The organism is Mycobacterium sp. (assembly GCF_002863225.1).
Lineage (GTDB): Bacteria > Actinomycetota > Actinomycetes > Mycobacteriales > Mycobacteriaceae > Mycobacterium.
Genome location: NZ_PKEK01000056.1, coordinates 1 through 21,486 on the forward strand (window position 1 = coordinate 1; position 21,486 = coordinate 21,486).

General features: G+C 62.1%; 19 protein-coding genes and 1 pseudogene. 12 read left to right on the forward strand and 8 right to left on the reverse strand.

Annotated elements, in window-relative coordinates; all coding sequences use genetic code 11:
• The first annotated feature begins 183 nt into the window (after window positions 1-183).
• Window positions 184-507, forward strand: coding sequence for a hypothetical protein (locus tag CYU59_RS19115; protein ID WP_293001543.1), 324 nt, complete (start codon window positions 184-186; stop codon window positions 505-507).
• 571 nt (window positions 508-1,078) lie between these two features.
• On the opposite strand, the gene CYU59_RS19120 is transcribed toward CYU59_RS19115, so the two are convergent.
• A complete protein-coding gene (locus CYU59_RS19120) occupies window positions 1,079-2,581 on the reverse strand; it encodes a serine/threonine-protein kinase (RefSeq protein ID WP_293001545.1) in 1,503 nt (500 codons plus the stop codon).
• Window positions 2,582-2,969: 388 nt separating this feature from the next.
• Between CYU59_RS19120 and CYU59_RS19125 the strand changes: the two genes are divergently transcribed.
• Window positions 2,970-3,554 (forward strand): peptidoglycan recognition family protein, encoded by a 585-nt coding sequence (locus CYU59_RS19125; protein ID WP_363114991.1) that lies wholly within the window; start codon window positions 2,970-2,972, stop codon window positions 3,552-3,554.
• A gap of 26 nt (window positions 3,555-3,580) precedes the next feature.
• Here the strand turns inward: CYU59_RS19125 and CYU59_RS19130 are convergent, their stop codons facing one another.
• Complete coding sequence (locus CYU59_RS19130) at window positions 3,581-3,889, reverse strand: DUF4333 domain-containing protein (protein WP_293001549.1); 309 nt, start codon at window positions 3,887-3,889, stop codon at window positions 3,581-3,583.
• A gap of 308 nt (window positions 3,890-4,197) precedes the next feature.
• Window positions 4,198-5,616 (reverse strand): neutral zinc metallopeptidase, encoded by a 1,419-nt coding sequence (locus CYU59_RS19135; protein ID WP_293001551.1) that lies wholly within the window; start codon window positions 5,614-5,616, stop codon window positions 4,198-4,200.
• 212 nt (window positions 5,617-5,828) lie between these two features.
• Here CYU59_RS19135 and CYU59_RS19140 point away from each other — a divergent pair, with 212 nt between their 5' ends.
• Both CYU59_RS19140 and CYU59_RS19145 read left to right on the forward strand, forming a co-directional pair.
• Window positions 5,829-7,391: a serine/threonine-protein kinase gene (locus CYU59_RS19140; RefSeq protein WP_293001553.1), complete on the forward strand. Its 1,563-nt coding sequence runs from the start codon at window positions 5,829-5,831 to the stop codon at window positions 7,389-7,391.
• Window positions 7,392-7,652: 261 nt separating this feature from the next.
• Window positions 7,653-9,185 (forward strand): serine/threonine-protein kinase, encoded by a 1,533-nt coding sequence (locus CYU59_RS19145; protein WP_293001555.1) that lies wholly within the window; start codon window positions 7,653-7,655, stop codon window positions 9,183-9,185.
• Between the two features lie 332 nt (window positions 9,186-9,517).
• On the opposite strand, the gene CYU59_RS19150 is transcribed toward CYU59_RS19145, so the two are convergent.
• Window positions 9,518-9,802: a hypothetical protein gene (locus CYU59_RS19150; protein ID WP_293001557.1), complete on the reverse strand. Its 285-nt coding sequence runs from the start codon at window positions 9,800-9,802 to the stop codon at window positions 9,518-9,520.
• Window positions 9,803-10,206: 404 nt separating this feature from the next.
• Between CYU59_RS19150 and CYU59_RS19155 the strand changes: the two genes are divergently transcribed.
• Window positions 10,207-10,671 carry a hypothetical protein gene (locus CYU59_RS19155; protein WP_293001559.1) on the forward strand — a complete coding sequence of 155 codons (465 nt, stop codon included), beginning with the start codon at window positions 10,207-10,209 and terminating at the stop codon, window positions 10,669-10,671.
• Between the two features lie 60 nt (window positions 10,672-10,731).
• On the opposite strand, the gene CYU59_RS19160 is transcribed toward CYU59_RS19155, so the two are convergent.
• The gene (locus CYU59_RS19160) at window positions 10,732-12,312 is read right to left on the reverse strand and encodes a serine/threonine-protein kinase (RefSeq protein WP_293001561.1); all 1,581 of its coding nucleotides are present in this window, start codon (window positions 12,310-12,312) and stop codon (window positions 10,732-10,734) included.
• A 448-nt stretch (window positions 12,313-12,760) separates the two neighbouring features.
• Here CYU59_RS19160 and CYU59_RS29025 point away from each other — a divergent pair.
• From CYU59_RS29025 to CYU59_RS19190, 7 genes and pseudogenes are all read left to right on the forward strand, one after another.
• Window positions 12,761-12,856: pseudogene (locus CYU59_RS29025) on the forward strand (DUF2510 domain-containing protein); the annotation flags it as partial.
• A 36-nt stretch (window positions 12,857-12,892) separates the two neighbouring features.
• Entirely contained in the window at window positions 12,893-14,449 is a 1,557-nt protein-coding gene (locus tag CYU59_RS19165) for an exonuclease domain-containing protein (protein WP_293001564.1), read from the forward strand.
• On the forward strand, window positions 14,446-15,009 hold the full coding sequence (locus CYU59_RS19170) for a hypothetical protein (RefSeq protein WP_293001566.1): 564 nt from the start codon (window positions 14,446-14,448) through the stop codon (window positions 15,007-15,009). The genes CYU59_RS19165 and CYU59_RS19170 overlap by 4 nt, the downstream gene beginning before the upstream one ends.
• A gap of 8 nt (window positions 15,010-15,017) precedes the next feature.
• Window positions 15,018-15,305 carry a DUF732 domain-containing protein gene (locus CYU59_RS19175; protein WP_293001568.1) on the forward strand — a complete coding sequence of 96 codons (288 nt, stop codon included), beginning with the start codon at window positions 15,018-15,020 and terminating at the stop codon, window positions 15,303-15,305.
• Window positions 15,306-15,875: 570 nt separating this feature from the next.
• Window positions 15,876-16,505, forward strand: coding sequence for a hypothetical protein (locus CYU59_RS19180; protein ID WP_293001571.1), 630 nt, complete (start codon window positions 15,876-15,878; stop codon window positions 16,503-16,505).
• Between the two features lie 103 nt (window positions 16,506-16,608).
• Complete coding sequence (locus CYU59_RS19185; RefSeq protein ID WP_293001573.1) at window positions 16,609-18,333, forward strand: AAA family ATPase; 1,725 nt, start codon at window positions 16,609-16,611, stop codon at window positions 18,331-18,333.
• A complete protein-coding gene (locus tag CYU59_RS19190) occupies window positions 18,330-20,087 on the forward strand; it encodes an ATP-dependent helicase (protein ID WP_293001575.1) in 1,758 nt (585 codons plus the stop codon). Before CYU59_RS19185 ends, CYU59_RS19190 begins: the two co-directional genes overlap by 4 nt.
• Window positions 20,088-20,168: 81 nt before the next feature.
• Here CYU59_RS19190 and CYU59_RS19195 read toward each other — a convergent pair whose 3' ends face one another.
• The 3 genes from CYU59_RS19195 to CYU59_RS19205 all read right to left on the reverse strand — a co-directional run.
• Window positions 20,169-20,579, reverse strand: a complete 411-nt coding sequence (locus CYU59_RS19195; protein ID WP_293001577.1) for a hypothetical protein — start codon at window positions 20,577-20,579, stop codon at window positions 20,169-20,171.
• Window positions 20,579-21,118: a hypothetical protein gene (locus CYU59_RS19200; protein WP_293001579.1), complete on the reverse strand. Its 540-nt coding sequence runs from the start codon at window positions 21,116-21,118 to the stop codon at window positions 20,579-20,581. Before CYU59_RS19200 ends, CYU59_RS19195 begins: the two co-directional genes overlap by 1 nt.
• A 121-nt stretch (window positions 21,119-21,239) precedes the next feature.
• On the reverse strand, window positions 21,240-21,486 hold a 247-nt coding region (locus CYU59_RS19205), incomplete at its 5' end, for a hypothetical protein (RefSeq protein ID WP_293001581.1).

Consider the following 21,486-nt stretch of genomic DNA (forward strand, 5'->3'; position numbering starts at 1 on the left):
GCCGCAACCGTTGCAGCACTCATCACCGCACGCGTCTCGAGCACCGACAACTCGTCGGGGCACTCGACTGCTCCAGCGGTCACCGTTACCGCAACCCCACCACCGCCGGCACCCCCAGCACCGCTACCCACCGCCCAAGCAGACCGACAAACTTGCAATGCTTGGACCACGGCCGGCGACAAGGTGCGAGCGGCGTCGAAAGCGTTATCCGTCCTTCCTCGCGACGCGACGATTGTCGACCAAGCTGTGCGCGACAACCCAGAATGGGCTGCCGCCGCACGCACCGCGGCAGACTTGTACGGTCAAGCCGGCGACGACCTAGCTACAGGAATCGCGCCCGGAACGACTGCACTCTTAAACCAGAACGCGATCGCCGCGGCCGCTGCGCTGCGCGCGCTGTCGATCGCCGAAAAAACCCTCGATGCGACGAACGGCAATGCTTACCATGCTGCCCATGAGACGGGCGACACGATGGATGTGCTGTGCGAGCGCTGGGCGCCACGATGAGTGAACCCTGGCTTGACGCCGGCACATCCGTTGCGCCGCAACCCCAATCACCGCGCGGTTGGCCGACGCTCGCCGGTGTGGCTGTTGTCAGCGCCCTGATCACGGCAACCGTCACCGCGCTCATCACGTCACGAGTATCAGGCCGGGACAACTCGTCGGGGCACCCAACTGCACCAGCGGTCACCGTCACCGCAACCCCACCACCGCCGGCACCCCCAGCGCCGCTACCCACTGCCCAAGCAGACCGACAAACTTGCAACGCCTGGCACGCGGCCGGCGACCAGGTGCATGCGGCGACGCAGGCTCAAAATGTGATTCCGAAGGGCGTGACGATTCTGGATCCAGCGGTCCGCGAAAATCCAGAATGGGCCGCTGCGGTAAAGCAGTCCGCCGACCTCTACGGTCAAGCCGGTCGGACTTTGGTGGGTGTTAGGGAATTTTTAACCGGAGACGGTCGCTGTCGCGGACCAGCTGCACCTGTCGCGGTTGACGTAACGCGGGATCTTTGATCTCTAACGAGACCCATGACTATCCGTGATTGCACAGCAAATCACCACGCCCGCAGGGGATTTCAGTCACAGTGGATAATGTATTCCGGATCGACCGTTAGGCTCAGCCATTTTCCATAAGCCCCGTTACCAGCCGCGTTCACCGCGGCGCATACCTGCGCTTGCGTTCTACCGGCTGGCTGAAAGATCGCATAGATCGGGTTGCCTTCGGCGGTGGCAGCTCGTAGTGACGGGCAGCTTTGATCGGTCCTCAGATAGGACGCGCCAGGATGTTCATCCAGAAGCCGTTGAACGCCTTCTGCGTACAGCCCAGGTGTTGTGACAGAACCGAGGACAACGATCCCTTGACCGTTGCAGGCCGGATGGCTGATCTGTTGGCTGAGTCCTAGATCGCCGCCATTTTGCGGCGCTGGCGGCGGAGGCAAGGAGCGACTGCTGGGCGGAGCCGCTTGCGTTGATGGCGTGTCGTTTTCGCTCGATGACCGATCCGGTGCTGGCGGCGCGGGCTGTGCCATGGCCGGCGACGACGTTGCCGGTGGTGCTGGCAGCGGTGGCGAAGGTTGGCCGAGGCGAGCTCCTAGGAATGCGACAAGCCCAACTACGAGGAGTGCTGCAGCCCCACCGAGTGCATAAAGGAGACGTTGCTTCGCCGGAGTCGCGGCGACATCTGGCGGTGGCGGCGTTCTTTTCATTGCGGGTTCTGTCAGGTCGGCAGGCCTGCTGAGTCCGGCCGACGCCTGGGCCAGGGCTGAAGCGAATCCACGACAGTTCGTGAACCGCTGGGCGGGGTCTTTGGCCATAGCTTTGTGCAGCACCGCGTCGAGCGCGCCGAGGTCTGTTCGGGTCGTCGCCAGCGTCGGTGGTGGCGCGGATAGATGGTTACTGATGACGACCGCGGGATTGGAATTCGGAAACGGCGGTGCGCCGCAAATGAGATGAAATGCTGTGCAGGCCAGCGCGTATTGATCAGCCCGGCCGTTGAGCGGGGAGCCCATCAGTTGTTCCGGAGCGGCATAGCCGACTGACCCGAGCGTCATTCCGGTGGCGGTCAGTCCGTTGGCGTCGTGGGCGGCGCGGGCGATGCCAAAGTCGGCTAGCAGTATTCGGCGTGTGCCGCCTCGGGCTTCGGATAACAGGATGTTGGCGGGCTTAACGTCACGGTGCAACAAGTGCTTCTCGTGTGCATGGTCGAGGGCATCTGCGATCCCCGACACGATCTCTAGAACCTCCGGAAGTGGCATGCCGTACGGGTAGCGGTGTTGCATCACATGCGCGGCGTCGGTGCCGTCGACGTAATCCATCGTGATCCAGAGTTGGCCGTCTCGCTCACCGCGATCGTGGACGCCGACGACGTGCGGGTGCCATAACGTAGATGCCAGATCGGCTTCGCGCGCGAATCGGGCGCGGTAGTCCGTGTCTGTCGACACATCGGTGCGCAGGATCTTCAGGGCATCGCGCCGCGGTAAGCGCGGGTGCTGGGCAAGATAAACCTCGCCCATGCCGCCGCTGCCGAGTAGCCGCAAAATGCGATACCCGGCGAAATCCTCGCCGACTGCCAATGGCACGCCGCGCAGCTTACCGATTTCGGCTGGTGCTACCTCGGATTTCGAAACACGACGGCCGATCGTACGAGACCGCCGAACGAGAAAGCATGCGACTGCGCAGCAGGTTTCGAGATACGGGCACGCGTTCCGGCCTGAGGTTCGTAACGTGGCGAGGATGCACAACGATCTGAGCCCCGTAGGTTCCGGGCAGCTCCAGATGAGCCGCCGTCATCTGCTCGGGCTCGCGGCCGGCGCTGCCATCACGAGCGCATGCTCCACGAGCGGCACCGATGCGAGTTCACATCCGCCCGAAGCAGCGACCCCGACGAGAGCGCCGCGAATCACTACTTCAATTGCGGCGCCGACCACGACCGTCCCCATCGCGCCCACCCCCGTGTCAGCGTCTGCCGTGCTGTTGTGTCGGGGCGCCTGGGGTGCTCAGCCCGCCCGCCCGGGCGGAAAGCCGCACACCGTTACCCGCATGACCTTGCATCATTCTGCCGCGGTGCTGGGGGACAACCGAAACATCATCTCCCGCCTGCGACAAGACCAGCACTACCACCAAGACACTCTCGGCTGGATCGACATCGCCTATCACGTCGGTGTGGACCGCAACGGCCATCTGTATCAGTTGCGCGACTACGCAATAGCCGGAGACACCGACACCAAATACGACACCACCGGCCACTTCCTCGTTCTTTGTGAAGGCAATTTCGAGGTGGAGGACGTCAGCCCAGCCCAACTCCAAGGTGCGGCCCACGTCTTCGCCTGGGCGTGTCAAACGTTCGGGATACTGAGTAGCACTTTGCGTGGGCACCGCGACGTCAACCCCGGAACCGCGTGCCCGGGCGCCAACCTGTACGCGCACCTGACATCGGGAGATCTGAAGCGACGCATCGACGATCTGCTCGTCTCGGGGCCCGTCACTCTGGAGCCCGTGTGTGGGCCCGCTGCAGATGCCATCGTGCGCAACATTGAGGCAGGGTCGGCTTAGATTCGGAGCCGTCGAACACTCAAAGGCTATCGCGGACGGTCGATTTCATAGGTTCCGTGATCATCGGAAACGAGGACTGAGACGTGACGCGCGGCGCCATTCACGATGGCATCACAGACGAACGTCGTGCCTTTGGCGGCGCTGGGGTTGCGGCCACCGTTGCAACTGACGTCGGTCACGCTGTTGGCGCCGTAGCCGCTCGCTGAGTCTGACAAGGTCGCTAAAACCCCGGCTTGAACTTTGGTGACATCGAGGACCGTGCCGCCGCCGACACCCATGCTCGATAGATGGGCCAGCAGGATGGCAACCCCAATCAGGACGGCCAGCGCGCCCATCCCAGTAAGGATCCATGGGAGGCTCTCATTGCGGCCTGCGCCGCCTGCGGGCTTCGGTTGCGTTGCAGGAGCTGCCTTTTCGGCTGCGGGCGAGGGGCGATCTGGTCGTTGCAGATACCACGGGGTTTCCGGACCGGGTGACGGCCGGTTGGCGGAGTGGGGCTGGGGTGGCGGTGGCTTGGGGAGGGGACGCGGTTGGGGTGGCCGGGGTCGCGCGATGCTCGTCGGGTCATCGGCGCTAGGACGGCGTTGGTCCCAAGGGAGATCGGGGTCTTGGCCTCGGCCGGGCCCGTTTTCTGGTGGTCGGTTCACGGGAAATTGCCGTAGCACTGGGAGACGTCGCCGACGAGGCCGGCGCGGAATGCCGAGATTCGGGTGAAGCCGGCGGGCACGGTGTCGCCGTTGGTGTCGCTGGCAACGAGATGGTTGGTCAGCAGACCGGAGATTGCTTCGTCGAGGTCGCCGGCGTTGAGCACCATGGTGCGGCCCGAGGGCAGCGTGACGGGCGCGGCCATGTTCCGCTGCGCCACGCCGGTCAGGCATGCGGTGCGTAAAGCGGCGCGTTCGCCAGTCAGCGGGACGCCTTGTTGATGTTGAAGCGCGAGCATGTACCGCGACGTGACGACGGAGAAGGCGGTGTCGTCGCCTTGGAGCAGTTCGCGGCTGTGGCTGTCGGTGTAGGCGCCGATGCGTTGCAGGCCTGCAAGATCGACGTTGATGGTGTTGGTTGCGGGGCAGTATGAGGCAGGCGGGCTCGGCGTGGCGTCAGCGCAGCCGGTGGTGGCGCCGACGGTCAGAGTGGGTTCCTTGTCGGGTTTGAAGATCGCGGTGAGGGTCTCCCTCAGCAGGCCTAGGGAGTCATCGGTGATGGGCATCTCGCCGGCCTCAGCCTCGGGTGAGGAGTAATTCTGTAACGCCGGGGGCAGTCCGACGTGGCGGCGCTCGATCTCGTGGTGGTCGATGGCAGCGCAGGTGGCGGCATCACCATCAAACCCTTCCTGGAACGCGCCGACGCGGTCGAGCGCGGAACCATGTGCGCCCAAGGCATTTTCGGACTCGTCGGTGGGGTCGCGCAGCGTGATCCCACCGGCGATCACATGATCAAGGGCGTCGGTGGTGTTCATGGCGAATCGTGGTGAACGGCCTTGGGCGACCCAGTGCAGGTAGACCCCTGCGAAGCAATCGGCCTGTTGTTCTTTGACGATGGTGCGAGAGAGCCGATGTACGGTGTGCGCTCTGTTCTGGACGGCATGGCCGAGTTCGTGGGCGAGGACCGCCGCGACAGAGGCGTCACCGAAGTACTTGCGAGCATCAGGGATGAGAATGCCGCGATCCCACGAAATCGAGTCATCCGAAAGGCAGTAAGAGGCATTTGGATCCGAGTAGATGACCGTTGTGCCGCACACCCGTCCGCTGAGAGGATTGCTGGCGTCGTACGACCGAGTTGACGACACTGGGCGGTAGGCGCTCGAAAAGTACTGCGGATAGGTGGCAGTCCAGAATTCTTGAATGTCGTTGATGGCTAACAGTGCAACGCGATCGTTGTCGCCGCCGTCGGTGTGCTGCACACGGCCCTGCGGCTGGGGTGCGTCGCGGCGCACGCCGCTGTAGCCGCCGTCGGCGGGTAATCCGCCGACTCTGTCAGGGTCGTACAGCATCGATGCGGCTCGGCCCTGAATGACGGTCGGCGTGCAGGCGACAACACCCAGCAGGAGGCCTGTCGCCATGAGCGCAATGCCGGCGCGGCCGCTGCCGTCATGTCGCCGACCCATGACCGCTCGAGGGCGCTGCGACATGACATCCCTCCCGTATAGAAGACCGGCGCTGGCCGGTGCCGCCGACGTTAGCCCACACTCGCAACCACTGTGCCGGGAACGTGTGCGGGCTGGATGCTCCTAGGGATTCTGCGCACAGGGCGTCCGTCTGTGGGGATACTGCAATGCGGACACCGAAGGGGGATGTCGTGGCACTAGCCAAGGCCGGATCGACATTCGGCAAGTATCGGATCAAACGATTGCTCGGGCGCGGTGGCATGGGTGAGGTTCACGAGGCCTATGACACCAGCAAGGACCGCACGGTGGCGCTGAAGATCCTGACCGACGAACTGGCCCGCGACCCGGAATTCCGCACCCGGTTTCAGCGGGAATCGCGCGCAGCGGCGATGCTGGAAGAGCCCCACGTCATCCCGATCCACGACTGGGGCGAGATCGAGGGCAACCTTTACATCGATATGCGCTTAGTGCGTGGGGAAAATCTGCACGACATGCTGCAGCGCGGCCCTCTTGAGCCGGCCCGCGCGGTTGCCATCATCCGCCAAGTCGCTTCCGCGCTGGATGCCGCCCACGCGCAGCGCCTGATCCACCGCGACATCAAACCGCAAAACATTCTTGTGACCGGCTCCGAGGACTTCGCATACTTGATCGACTTCGGGATCGCCGAAAGCCGCGGCGATACGCGACTTACCAGTACTGGCAGCGCAATTGGTTCGTTTTCCTACATCGCGCCCGAGCGATTCTCCGATCGCCCTGCCACGCCCGCGGTCGACACCTATTCGTTGGCCTGCGTGCTCTACGAAGCCTTGACCGGGGCGGCCCCGTTCAAAGCTGGTTCCATCGAGCAGGTGATCGCTGCCCACATCAGTGCGCCGCCGCCGAAAGCAAGCGCTGTCAACCCCCGCGTGCCCGCCGCGCTGGACGAGGTCATCGCCCGCGGGATGGCGAAAGAACCAGACGATCGGTACGGCAGCCCAGGCGCGCTGGGCCGAGCGGCTGAACGCGCCCTCGACAACGCGCCGCCGAAAGCCAGCGACAGGTCGTCGCAGACTGCGACGCAGGCCGCACCGCCTCAAGCAGGTCCCACGCTCGCCGCATGGCAATTGGCGCAACCACAATCGCCGGTGGCACGGCAGTCCGCTCGCGCGCAGACTCAGCCGTGGGTGGTTCCCGCCGCGATCGTCGGCGGCCTGGCCGTGGTTCTGGGAGCGATCGGGATTGCCGTCGCGCTGAATTCCGGGCACGATGCCGCAGCGCCAACCGGTGCTGCACCAACCACTGGGTACACAATTCCCTCTGCGCCACAGTCAAATTCGCCTGAAGACCAGCCGCCGCCTAGCGCAGGACCCGCGCCCTACACGCCGAACGCCCCCAGCACTAGTGCAGCGACGTCCAGCATCGCCAGGCCGCCCGGCACCGACCAGTACGGCTGGATCGGTTACCCCGGAGCACGGTGCGCCACCGGCACCCAACCGGCCGCACTTGTCCGCACCACACAGTCGGTGGTGGTTGTCTGCGAAATCGGACCGGGATCCTTTTACTACCGCGGTGTTCGCCTCAGCGATGGCGCCGGCATAGAACTCGCCAACGCCGTCCGCTCGTCAGTCGGCTTCGACGTGACCAACCCCAGCGACGGAACGCGCTACCAGATCCGGCCTAACACGTTGTCGATCATCTCCCCGAGCGGCAAAGCCTCCACCGAACCTGTCATCGATTACTCCTCGATCTAGCCGAGCCGACAGCGCGCGCGAAATTGCCCGTGGGAGAGCGTCTTGCCGGTTCAATCGTTCTTCCGATCGCGGTGTCCGCCGAACAGCGGACATCCTCGGAATGCGCCCGACGCGGCAGCGCTGATGTGAAAATCTCTGGTGCACGGAGTTTTTCAGAGATAGGGCTGCGGATCCTGCAGCATTTGGTGCACTGGCGGAAGGGGCATTTCAGCGCGCACCAACTGCCGACAACGGATACTGCTAAGCGGACTATCAGGGGAGGTGTCGGTGGCCGCAGCCAGGGCCGGATCGGAATTCGGCAAGTATCAACTCACTCGACTGCTCGGACAAGGCGGCATGGGCGAGGTATTCGAGGCCCATGACACCACCAAGGATCGCACCGTCGCGCTGAAAATCCTGCCCGAACAGCTGTCCCGCGATGAAGGCTTCCGCACCCGTTTCCAACGGGAGTCGCGCGCCGCGGCGATGCTCGAAGAGCCGCATGTCATCCCCATCCACGACTGGGGCGAGATCGACGGAAACCTTTACATCGACATGCGCCTGGTCCGGGGACAGGACCTCCACGAGCTCCTCAAGGCGGGACCTCTGGAACCCGAACGCGCAGTTGGCATCATCCGTCAGGTCGCCTCGGCGCTGGATGCCGCCCACGCACAGGGGCTCATTCACCGCGACGTCAAACCACCTAACATCCTCATTACCGCCTCGGAAGATTTCGCGTATCTCATAGACTTTGGCATCGCCGAAAACCGCAGCGACACAAGGCTTACCGTTGTAGGCAGCGCGATTGGCTCATTCGCCTACATGGCCCCCGAGCGTTTCGAAGACCGGCCCACCACCGCAGCGGTGGATACCTACTCGCTGGCTGCGGTGCTCTATGAAACGCTCACCGGCCGGCCGCCATTCAAGGCCGGCTCCATGGAACAGGTCATCGCCGCACACATGTCCGCGCCACCGCCTAAACCCAGCACCGTCAACCCCCGGATCCCGACAGCCTTCGACGACGTCATCGCCAGGGGCCTGGCGAAAGATCCCGACGACCGATACGGCAGCCCGGGCGCGCTCGGCCGCGCCGCCCAGCGGGCACTAGGAGGCAGCCCGACGTCGTGGCCCGGCACTGGGCCCACCGCACCAACTCTGGCCGCGCCCACCCGCGCACCGATGACCGACCCGTCAGGACCCACCCTCGCGGCCTTGAATGTTCCCGGACACCCCGATCCGATTCCGCAGCAAGTCGGCGGTTCGCAGGCGAGGCCATGGCTCCTGCCAGCGAGCATCATTGCAGCCGCCGCCTTAATCCTTGGAGGCATCGGCGTCGTGATCGGGCTGCTCGCGCGGCCAAACTCAGCGCCGCCAACAGGCGCAGGCTCATCGAACGGCCACACCATTCCGGCGCCATCGGCATCGCAGCCGACCTATCACCCGGAAGCCCCACCGATATCGCCAACCACGCCCACGGTTTCACCGTCGTCGTTGACCGGCAGGTGGTCCGGGCCCGTTTCCGGAGACCAATCCGGCTTCGACGTTGTTGCCATCATCGTTGACGGCGGATCGTTAACCGCCACCATCAGCTACCCGCAGCTAAACTGCGGCGGCACATGGACCCAACGCGGCTTCGCTGGGAATGGCGTGCGATTCGTGACGGAACAGATCACGTATGGGAGCTGTGTCACGTCGGAAGTCACGCTCGCTCCACAGGCTGATGGCACGCTGTACTTCACCTCCACCTACTACGCCGCATCTAAACAGCGCATCTTCAACACGCATGCGCCCCTTCGTCGTTCGACGAACGAGTAACGCGTATTTGGTGCCTAGCTTCTCGGCAGCGCCGGGATCTGTCGGTCTGCCAACGCACATGCGCCCCGGACAATCCCAGCATCAGCGGCGGCATCGACCGACCCGAATCTCTCGTGTCGTGCCCAACGCCCTCCGCGAGCACGCCCCCGCGTCTGCTGCAGGAATCTTCACCGCGCTGAATACCAAAGTGCTCGCCGTCAAGGCAGCCGGCGGTTTCCTACACGCAACCATTCCCGCCCCGCCAACAACAGTCTTCGTCGCATCTTGACAACGCGGCTGCGGATTTTTCGCACTGCGTTACGCGGAAGACGTGAGCCGACGTCGCCTAATGGCTAATAGTTTTCGGGAATGGTGATTCCGTTACACATTGGGTTGTCGTGGTAGCGGACAGAGCGGAAGGCAGCCTTAACTAGGTCGTCGGTCTGGTTAAGCGTCATATTTGGGTAGCGCTCGAGCATGTTGAGCGCGTAGTGATCACTCGGGTCATAGGGGTTGACTCCCATCGCCATGACCGCCAGACACACCTCCCGGTTGATGTCATCAGCGTGTGCGCAGGGTGCGAACCCCAGGGATAGTCCGATAGTGACCAGAGCTGAAGTGATCCTGGATGTGCGCATGTCATGCTCCTTCGGTCTGCGATACAAGAATGAGCGGTCAGGCCGCAGCACACTCGAGGCAAGTCTCGCTGATGCCCATCAATTTTTGTCGAGGATTCGCGCCGACTCTTGAAGCGTGCAGAAGGAATACGCCGTTCGACACTCGTAGACAGGTCATCGGTCAGATGCCCGCGAAATAGTTGTGCGGTGTTGCGAGTCGGCGTCGGACGCGAGGTACAAAAGCGCATCGAGCAATGTCGAGGGGCCGTCGGGATGAACAGCTTGAGCTAGCAGACTCGGCGATCTTGCAGGGCGTTGTTCCGACCCGCCACCAGAGTGTCAGCGTGAAAGCTGTTAAGCAGGAGAGCTATTGGATACTGTGAAACAGCCTTACGCTTTTCGGTGCTCCGCTATTCTCCCAATTTATGCCAGCTGAAGACGGTACTGCCGCCGAGAATGTGCCCGAGCCGCGCAGCAGTGCCGTCTCGAAAATCGCCGCTTGGTGGCAGGGTAGGTCTGGGCTGGAAAAGATCTTGCTCTCGATTGGCGTCGTTGCGGTAGGCGTCGCAGGTTGGCACTTCTACGAACAGCGTCAGGACTCGAGTCGAGAAGCCGACATCAGCACTGAAGTTAAAGAGTCTATGCAGCAAACGTTTCGGAGTGATCCGAACTTCTCGAAGTACCAGCTGACGGTCAGCAAGGTTGATGTCATGCATAAATCAGGCAACGACTACGAAGGTCTTGCAACCGTTCACAGCCCGAAACCTGTCGATCATCAGGTGGCAATTCACGTCACAGCCGAAGGCGACAAGATGATGTGGCAGTCGGACCCAGGCGCGTTCGTATGGGCTGCGATGGAGCAGTTCAATTCCGCGCCTACGGGACGCTGATCGCAGAGGACCGGCGGATGTTTGCGCCTCAAGGTATACGGCCGCCGCTCGGGGGCTCAGCTACCAGCAACTCAGGCCGGTGAGCTGAATGGTGCGGGTGCGCCCCGAGGACGTGCTGAATTTGATAGCTGGATAGCCGTCGTAGTGGCTGTTGATGGTCTGCCCGTTGAGGCCGTCGGGAGAGCTAGTCGGGAATGCCAGCGTCAGATCGGTGTAGAACTTCATGTCAGCTGGGCATCCCGTATTGTGTTCGAGTGCAATGGGATTCGTGGCGTGAACTTCTGCCGGGAAGTGGGCCATACCGCCCTCGGCGCAGTCGGGAACGCATGACTTCACACTGAAGTAGCCTTGCCCGTCCGCGCCGTTCGGGCCCCACGCGGTCCAGGTGAGGTGATCGAGTTGCGTTCCCCCGTCCCCGCAGTATTCGAATACCACCGAGGTCGGTCGTTCCGCGGGCGGATCTTGAATGGAGTAGCACGCGGGCAGCCCATATCGGGCCGGAGGCTCAGTTGGAGTCGGCGCCGCCGCCCGCGACGATGCCGGCGCGGATGGTCCAGCCGGTACCGCTGGCAGTGATGTCGTGGTCGGGCTGTCGCCGGCAGTAGTTGTGGATTTCGTGGGTTGGGAACGCTCGTAAAACACCACCGCGGTGGCGGCTAGGGCGAGAACGCAGGCCGCTGCGGCAGTGGGCAGGATCCAGGTTCGTGACTGCGTCGCCGGCCCTGCGCTATTCGCCGATCGGGCCGGTGCGGGTCGCACTACGGTGGCGGCAGGCGCCGGCGCGATCTGCGTAGCGCTACTTCGTGCTGCTTGTGCTAACGCGTCGGCAAAAGCTCCGCATGTCTGAAACCGAGCTGCCGGATCTTTCGCAAGCGCTCGCGCCAGGACCGAGTCCAGTGGGGCCAGTTCGGATTTCAATGCGGATAGCGGCGGCGGGTCGACGTTGAGGTGGCGGCTGATGACTGCTGCGGGATTGCTGTGCGGAAAGAGATACGCACCAGTCAACAAGTAGTAGGTGGTCGCGGCGAGCGCGTACTGGTCCGCGCGGCCGTCCATGTCCTCGCCCATGAGTTGTTCGGGGGCGCTGAACGCCAACGTTCCTACTGTCATGTTCGTTGCGGTCAACCCACTGATATCGCCAAGGCTGCGAGCAATTCCGAAGTCGGTCAAGAGGATTCGTTGTTCGTTCGCCTGTCCGGTGCTTAGCATGATGTTGGCCGGTTTGACATCGCGGTGTATCAAGCCTTGCCTGTGGGCATAGTCGAGCGCATTAGCCACCGCCGCGATGATCGGCACGACTGCATCGACGGGCATGCCTGAGGTGTAATGCTGCTGGCCTTGCAGCTGACCAGCGTCGAGACCGTCGACGTAGTCCATCGCGATCCATAAGTGGCCGTCAGTCTCGCCGCGATCATGAACGCCGACGATGTGGGGGTGCCACAGCTTTGAGGCGAGGTCGGCCTCACGTTCGAATCGCGCACGGTAGGCCGCGTCGTGTGCTAGCTCAGTGGGCAGCACTTTGATTGCTTCACGGCGAGGTAGCCGGGGATGTTGAGCGAGGTAGACCTCGCCCATACCGCCGGAACCCAGCAGGCGCTCAATGGTGAAGCCGGCGAACTCGGCCCCAGTCGACAGCGGCATAGCCGGATGCTACCCACTGCCGGTCGGCGCATCGGAAGCGATGGTGCAAGGGCGGATGCGGCCGCGGTGAAGTCGGTCCGCCAGCGCGCCTGTAGGCGGCGGGCGAAGCGGTTCGGCGGGTGCCTGGTCGCAAGCGCGGCCGCAACGGAGTTGCCGCGGGGACTTCCGTTGCGGTTTTAAATACCCTCTGCCCAATGCCGGGAATTCTCTTTCGCCTTTGTGTTGGAGTTTCGTGTCGGCCGATCGGGTGAACTTTCTCGTAGCTTCTCAGCGCCCTCACTGGTCTTGTTCGCGAAAAGTGCTGGCTGTTGCCGACTTTGGCTCCCGATGCATTAATCGGTGGGATCGCGTATCCGGTGACAGTTGCCGGCCGCCAAGCGAAAACGTCTTCGAACAACGCGGCTTGTTTGTAATCTCCCGAGGCGAAGCGTGGCTGCGAGGGGGAAGTATGAGCGTTGGACCGGGGTGGTACGTCGATCCCTGGCGTAAGTCGGAACTGCGCTGGTGGGATGGAACGAAATGGACCGGTTGGACACAGCCGCCCGCTGATGAACCGACGCGAGTTCCGACCGGCGGATCCATGGAGTCGACACTCGACGCGCTCCTCGACACAAGCGCCGGCACGGGGGGAGCCGTCGACGCTTTGATAGGGGCTGATCGGATCACCGTGGTCGACGTTGAGACCACAGGCCTGTATCGGACCGACCGTATCGTGGAGATTGCCATGGTGACGATGGACTCGGCCGGTAACGTGACCGCAGAACTCGATTCACTAGTAAATCCCCTTCGTGACACCGGACCTGTTTGGTGCCACGGGATTACCGCATCAATGGTCGCCAACGCGCCGACCTTCGAAGACCTCGCCGACCACGTTGCAGACCGCCTTGAGGGTTCTGTCGTGGTGGCTCACAACCTGCGGTTCGACACACGGATGCTGCAGCAAGAATTCGACCGTCTCGGTTACGTCGTCGACTGGGGAGTCGGGCTCGACACGCTGCGCGCAACAGGTTGTGCACTCGGGGTGGCCTGCACGGAGTACGACATCCCGATGGAGGGGGCCCACCGAGCACTGTTCGACGCGCGGGCCACCGCCCAGCTGCTGCTCGCCGTCCGAGACGCATTCACGACGCAATGCCAGCCCGTCAAGGTATCTCCGCTGCGCAGCGCGCCCGCTGAACGAGTCCTCACCAGAGACGGATTTGCCAACATCGCTGTTGACGTTCCGTGCCTGCCTGCCCTGGCGCGAGGCGTTCACGCCGACCACGACGTCGCGCCATACGTCGCGCTACTTGACCAGGCGCTCGCGGACTTGCAGCTCACAGACGCTGAGCGCGCCGAATTAACCGCTATCGCAGACGATCTCGGGCTCAGTAAACTTGACCAACAGCGCGCGCGTCGCGAATTCCTCAGCGGCCTCGTCGACGCCGCTACCGAAGACGGAGCGGTCACCGACACCGAACTACACCACCTGTGCCGGGTGGCCGCATTGCTGGACCTTGACGAAGAACTGGTGACCCGGCGAACCAATCCACTTCGCCTCACTCACGACAGCATCAAGCTGGCGCCTGGGTTGAATGTGTGCTTCACCGGCGACGCGGTCGACGACGACGGAAACCGCATAGACAGGGAGAGCATTCTCAAACCCGAGGCCATCCGCTACGGCCTCATTCCAAAGAAGTCATTTACCAAGTCGTGCGATCTCCTTATCGTCGCTGACACCGCCTCTCAGTCGTCAAAAACCATGGCAGCCCGCCGATATGGGACGCCGGTGGCGTCACTGACTGACTACCGCCGTGCCTTAGTTTCCGGTGCGCCACTGCCAGTCACTCGCCTCGCCGCAGCCGGTGTCGCGCAAGTCTGCGGAAAGTGCGGAACAGCATGGGTCGCCGCGCGGCGCTCCAGCAATCCGCTCTGCCAGAAATGCTCGGCCTCAGTCGAACCCATCCGAGCTGCGGTACCACTCAAAAGTCTCAGGCAGCTTCACTCCGAGAGCGTTAGAGCGAAATCGCTTCCTCCCGTGAATGAAACGCTGGTTTGCAGTTCGTGCGGGAAGAGCTGGCGGCGACCCCGGACCCGGGGGCGTCCTCCGAAGAGATGTCCGTCCTGCGCCCCGAAGCTGGCGGTGGCTCAGGCGTGAGCGACAGCGTCGCGGTTGTCGATGCCCAGGCCGACAAAGTCGCGGTGTGGCATGTCAGTGTCGACAACGAAGCAGGCGGGCTCAGCCGCATGTGCGGTGCCTGGGTATTCGACGATGATCTGTCCAAAGTCGAGCTGCTGACCCGAAACCGTCTTGCAGTAGTCACTCCTTCCGGAGTCGACGCGCTACAGCGAGCCGAAGCGACCCCATTGGGACTGGTCGACCTCGCTGGAACCATTGACGGCGTGCTTGTGGAGCTGGGTCGCCTCCGCGCCGTCTACGAGGCTCTACCCTCCGCCCGAAAGAAAACGCTGATCGCCCCACGCTGGCCGCGCGTCCCCGAGGGAGTTGATCTTGCCGAACCGCCGCGTGCTAACGACGCCGGCGATCCCGCGGCCGTAGCTGCACTCGGGATCGCCCGGCTCCTCGAAGATCTCGCTACAGCATGGTCAGCCCTCGAAAACCAAAGAACCGCAAGGAAGTACCTCACCGACGCCACTCCTGGCAAGCCCAGCATGGCTCGCGCCCTGCCGTTCGTGATCAATACCCTGCGGATCTAGGAGAAACGATGAATAAGACGCTCTCGGTGCTGACGGCTGTGTGGACCGCCGCCGCAGTGAGCGCGGCACCGGCCAGCGCTGATGACGACGGCTATCTCCGCTACCTCAACGACCACGGGACACGAGTGATGGCCTTCAACGACGCAACAAAGATCGCATACGGCTACCAAGCGTGCGGGATGCTGCGCAACGGGATGTCGATCGATGCAATCGCAGGTGCATCACCGATCAGCGACGGGCGAGGGATCGCAGACGCCGCCCAGCATGAGCTGTGCCCCGACACGCTCCACCATTAATCCTGAAAGCCAGCAACCTTTTCCGGCGTGTCAGTTGCCGAGTCGAAGCTGAAATCGCAACGCCGCCCGACGAGCGGGTCGCCGGCCGCTGAGGCTAATGGGGTTGCAGAATTGGGGATTATCGGCAAAAAATAACCGCACCGCTGCCGAATGGTGCGGGGAGGTGTTTAGCACCAGGTAACGCGCGACACGCCGGGCGAGTAGCTTCATCGAGACATTGACGTCCCGGAACTACAATCGTGTAACTTCTGCCTTCACTGCGCCGACCAGCGAAAACGCAACCCCTTCGTTGTTCACATAAAGGGTCGGTGTGGCGATACGTGAGCGTGATCGGGATGTCGCTAGCTTGAGATCCACGGCGTTGTCCGCAGAGGCCCATAAAATCCAAGAAGTCCAGACCGATGGCGGTCTCGGACAGAAGCCCACGGTCTGGGACTTCTTGGCTGCTATGGCAGGCAGGCCTTGAAAGTAACACCCATTACTGCTGGGGGTACCGGCAACCCGCCGGTACCTGACCTTGGGCTTCTTCGGCGCTGGAAGCGGCGCATCGGACGAAGCGCAAGGAGCAAAATGACCCGCCCCGTTCCCGACATCGCCATCAGCATTGGCGGACTGATTGACTTCGTCGGAGCGCGCCCGACTCAGCGGATCAATGTCGTCCGGACCATCGCGGGGATGTACCTCGCCGATTACGCCCCAGAAAAGGACTACTACAAGCAGGTTCGTGAAGGCATCTCCGAAGGCTTGCTGCTAGGTAACGAGGAAGAACGATTGGGGCTGGTTCTCGCGGAAGCCAACGAGAAGAAGCGTGAGAACTACCAGGCGATAGCTGACGGCTGGTTGTCCTGGCGCAGGGGGAAAAACCTTGAGCTCGTTCTCAACCCCAAGCGCTGGGCCGAGCAGCAGCTAACGGTCAAGATGTCGCCGATGTTCGCATGGCGCCAACGACGCGGCCAAGACCTGGTCTTGCTCTACCTCAAGGAACCGGAGCTTGCCGCCGACGCCGCGCAAGCCGCGACGCGCGTACTTGAGCTGACGTTCGGTAATGACTTCGCACGAGCAGCCGTTCTTGACGTGCGGAGGGGTGCACTCCACCGCGCCCGCCGGCGTCGTCCCCGCGATTACGATGCATTTCTCACGAGCGAGGTATCTGCCCTGTTGTCGATGCTCAGCTCGATTCAGGGGAGCGGCGTAATTTGAAGATCGCCAGATAGGTTAAGCGCCAACTAGATTCAGCTAGTAATCGGCAATTCCAAACCATCGGACCGCCTGTCGCGAGCCGTCGCGAGGGAAGGACGCGCTGATGCGCATCACTCGATTGAGAATCCTCAACTTCCGCAATTTAGCGGACATCGATCTCAAGTTGATCCCCGGCACAGTGGTGGTAGGTGAGAACCGCGCCGGCAAATCGAATCTGATCGACGCAATGCGACTGGTGCTCGATCCGCATCTCTCCTACGCCGACCAACAGCTGAGTCGAGAAGACTTCTGGGACGGGCTTTCTGACGGCAGCGCCGAGTGGAATCCAATGACAGCCGGGGAAGTCATTGAGGTGGCCATCGAGGTAGAAGAGTTCGACCATGACGCACGACTTGTTACAGCCCTAGCCGATGCCTTGCTGCCGGAGGAGCCGATGCGGGCGCGACTGACCTATCGCTTCGCGCCGATCGACACTGGTGGCGGAGATGAAGCAGCACCAACTCGTTATCGCGGTCAGCTATGGGGCGGCGAGGTTGAGAGCGGAAGGCTAATATCAACCGCAGCACGCAGCTACATCTACTTACACACGATGGGCGCGTTGCGCAACGTCGAGGATGACATCCGAAGCTGGCGGCGCTCACCACTGCGAGCGCTGCTCGAACGGGCATCGCGTGAAATGAACGAAGAGAGCCTGGCGTCGGTAGCTGCCTCGCTAGAGAAAGCCAACGACAGTATCAACAGCCTGTCGGAGATCACTGACCTGAGTGCTGCGATATCGGCACGGTTAACCGACATGATCGGTCCAAGTCAAGCGATGGAAACCGAGCTGGCTGTGACGCCAGACGATCCGGCACGCATCATCCGCAGCATGCAACTGTTCGTAGAGGGCGACGCCCACCGCCACCTATCAACCGCAAGTCTGGGAACGTTGAACGTGCTGTATTTGGCGCTTCTGGAACTCGGGCTACAGGCTCGACTGGACGACCTCGACATCGCACATGTGGTGGTTGCGATCGAAGAGCCAGAGGCACATCTGCATCCGCATTTACAACGATTGATCTTCCGTCGACTGCTCGCCACGGCCGGCGACACCCAGACGGTCATGGTGACCACACAATCCCCCCACATCGCGAGCGTCGCTGACCCGCGGAGCTTGATCGTCTTACGTTCAGACACCGAGAGCCGAGCCAGTACAGCGTGCACCGCTCACGACGCCGCGCTCGACGAGACTGAATGGGACGATATTGCACGCTATTTAGATGTAACCCGCGCGGAGATGGTCTTCGCGCGTGCGGTTCTGTTAGTCGAAGGATTTGCTGAGGAAGTGGTCTTGCCGACGTTAGCCCACCAGTTCGGCATCGATCTGGACAAGCTCGGTATCACTGTGTGCGGAATCCACGGCACCCACTTCGGTTCCTACGTCGCCTTCTGCGAAGCGCTGGGCATTCGCTGGGCAGTATTAACCGACGGCGACCCTGACGCGAAAGTAACCGGGCAGGAGCGCGTAAAAGCATTGCTAGCCGAACTGGGCCATGAGGGCGACCCAGCTCAGAAGGGAATCTTCCTCGGCGAGATCACATTTGAGTACGATGTGGCCAGCGTCGAAGAGAATCGACAGGCCTGCTACGCCGAGCTGAGCGAATTGTGTGCGGCGCCCTCGAGGAAAGTGATCGCGAGCTGGGGGTCAGCGCTACCCGATCACGACACCTTTATGAACATGGTGGACAACGCCGGGGGGAAGGGGCGCTATGCCCAGCGACTCGCCCGAGGTGCCGTGCAGCCCCCGCAATACATTGCGGCGGCATTGACCTACCTTGCCGCGCCATGAGCGCCCTCTCGTCGTCGGTCGACGAGATACGTGGCAATCCTGAACAGTGGGCAGCGTTGACGACGCCCGGAAATTGCGTGGTACTCGCGCCACCAGGCAGCGGAAAGACCAAGCTGCTCACAACGCGCGTCGCCATCGACTTGACCAATACGATTCCCGATCCCCAAGGCGCAGCTTGCGTCACAATGACGAATCCAGCCGCTGGGGAGCTCCGCGACAGGCTGTATGCGCTCAACGTGGATCGCCGCCCTGCGCTGTTTATCGGCACGGTGCATAGATTCGTACTCAACCGAATCGTGCTGCCGTTTGCGGCCTTTGCTGGCAAGCCCGCCTTGAGTTCGATGTCGATCGCAACTGATTCGCAGCGCAAGAGCGCCTACGCTGATGCGATAAATGCAACCGGACCGGGTGATCACCGGCTCCTTAGATCAACTGTCGAGCACCACTTCAAGCGGCTATCGCCACCGGAGATCTGGGCGCAATCCGGCGAGGCCGTCGTCGCGGTTGGCAGCGGTTACCGCGAACGCCTGCACGCGCAGGGGCTCATCGACTTTGACGAGATCATCGAACTCGGAGTGCAATTCGTCGAACAGCATCAGATGATCCGGCGCGTGCTCACTGCTCAATACCCCCATATGTACGTAGACGAATACCAAGACTTGGCACCCGGCCTTGACCGGCTTGTCAAAGCCCTGTGCTTCGACTACGTACACAACGCCCAGCTCTTCGCAGTTGGCGACCCCGACCAGGCGGTCTACGCCTTCACGGGAACTCGGCCCGAGCTGCTGATCGAACTCGCTCAACGGAGCGACGTGACTCCAATAACATTGCGCCGCAACTATCGTTGCGGCGAAGAGATCATTCGCTTAGCGCATGGAGTGAAACTCGGCCAATCGCCGGTCGATGCGCAACGCACTGGCGGCACGGTGACCGTTAATGAGTGTCCTGGAGGATTTCCTGAACAGTGCATCCGCGCTACGCAACAGGTTTTAACCACGGTGCAGGCCGGAGTTCCGCTCCATGAGATCGCGTTGATATGCAGTAATAACGACCTCTGCTCGACACTACTTACTGCGCTGCGCGGAGCGGGGATCGCTGCATTCTTCCGCAACACCAACGACTACCGGCACACTGCCGCAACGGCGTTCGTTGAGGGCTGTGCGGCATGGGCCTGCGGTGGGCGCGAGACCAGTAACTACAGGCTTGGCGCCTTGCTACGGCAGTGGCGTTCGGTCTATGGTCCGGGGCACGACCGTGAAATCGACGCAGCGTTAACCACTCTTCTGCTCGGATACCAAGGTCGCGCTGATGAAACCGCGCTCAGCTTTCTCGACGCGGTTCTCGCCGTTGGTCTGGCTTCGGCCCTTCAACGTCCCGAGATGGGTGACGACGCGACACAGATCGCTGCAATGCGCGCAGCGTTGAGCGATGGAGCGTTGTCCGACTTCACGATTGAGGATTTAGCTGAGCGCGCCCGCAAGACTGATCGCGTCGAGATCACCACCATGACCTCAAGCAAAGGCTTGGAGTTCGACGCTGTGCTCATCCTCGGCTTAGACCAGGATCGCGTCCCATTCTTCGCGGCGAAGACGAAAGACCAGATGGCTGAGGAGCGGCGAAAGTTCTATGTATCGCTCACCCGGGCTCGCGACGAAGTCCACCTCTTTTACTCAGGTTTCGTCGAAGTTGGATGGGGTGATGGTTTCAACCGTAAAGGCCCAAGCCAATTCCTAGCCGAAGTCGGGGTCCTGTAGCCGGTACTGTTCTTCATTGTGAAGCTGTGCCCAAGCAGCTCACCAACGGTCGGCGTATCGACGTGAGCTGGCTGAGCTGTGTCAGGTGGTGGCCGCGTCAGGCTCGTTCAAACGTCGTAACTTCGAATTGAGTTTTTGCACTTGGGTTCCCACGACAATCACCAATCCGGCCGCAAGGACCCAGACGCTTACGAACATCGCTTTGATCGGATCGTAGGACTGACCGAAATCGTCGGTGACCGCGTGAACGATCACAGATGCGGCTGGCGGCAGGCAACTGGCTACGATTAGGAGTACGGCTAGCAGTAACGGGAGGGCGCGAAAGAGTAGCGCCTGCCTAACCTGAGCGATGCGAGGCTCGCGGTCGGCGCGCAGACCTTTGACAGAGAGCGCCAAAGCGGACGTGATCTCCGGCTGCCAGACGGAGAAGAGCAAACCGACGCTCGCGAGCAGAAGGCTGGCTGCGCTGAGGAGGTCGCCGGTGACGTTCATCAGAGTAATGAACTGAGTGCGGCGTGAGTGGATGCTGCGATCTCGTATTCCCCTGCGGTGCCGGCGGTCTTCCTAATCTTCGGGAGTGCTCCGTTATGGCGAGCAATTACATCGTTCAGCGCTTCAATCAAGGTCTCTGATTCACACACTAATGACCACGTCTCGGCATCGGCATCTCTTGACGCCTGGGCGAACACCGCGGCCATGGTGTCGTGGGTTGCCTGGCGCAGCTCATACTGGAATTTCGCTCTAACAGCGCGTAGCAGGCTTCGGCTTTCGGTGGTCGTCGTCTGGAAGATCGCGCTTAATTCACCCTCGGCAGGCAACCGCCCACCGAACGCGTGCTTAATCAAGAGGCACAGTCGGTAGACCTTGATGTCCTGACCCCGGCTATATACGTGCTGCCCCAGCATCATTCGCACGTACTCTTCTTCAGCTGCAGCCACAAACCCTTCAAGTCGCTCGTCAAGTTCCTTTGGCGCGCAACCGAGTATCGATGCGAGTTGTGTTCGTTCTGCAGCCGTGTAGGTGTTGACCATAGGTCCTCCCGGTAAGGCGCCAATCAATGATCTCCGAGACAAGGGATATGGTATGCCCGCCCAATCAAGCGAAAGGTTGCATCGGCGGTGTCGGCCCAAAGGCGCGGTGCTGCCTATCCCCTCACATCAGGTCGGCAACATTCGGGGGCGGTATCGAGTCGGGAAATTCAGCCAGCACCGCCGCCGCCACTGCGCCAATGTCGTAGGCGGCGCCGCGGCGGCTAAGTCGACGATCGTCCTCGATATCTGTCAATGGACAGCTGAAACTGCCCGTGGGCGGACGTGAGAAATGCCTGTAGGTGGCCGTTAAGAACTGCCCAGTGGCGGACACGAATCTGCCCATGAGGGGTGCATCCGCCACCGGTCGG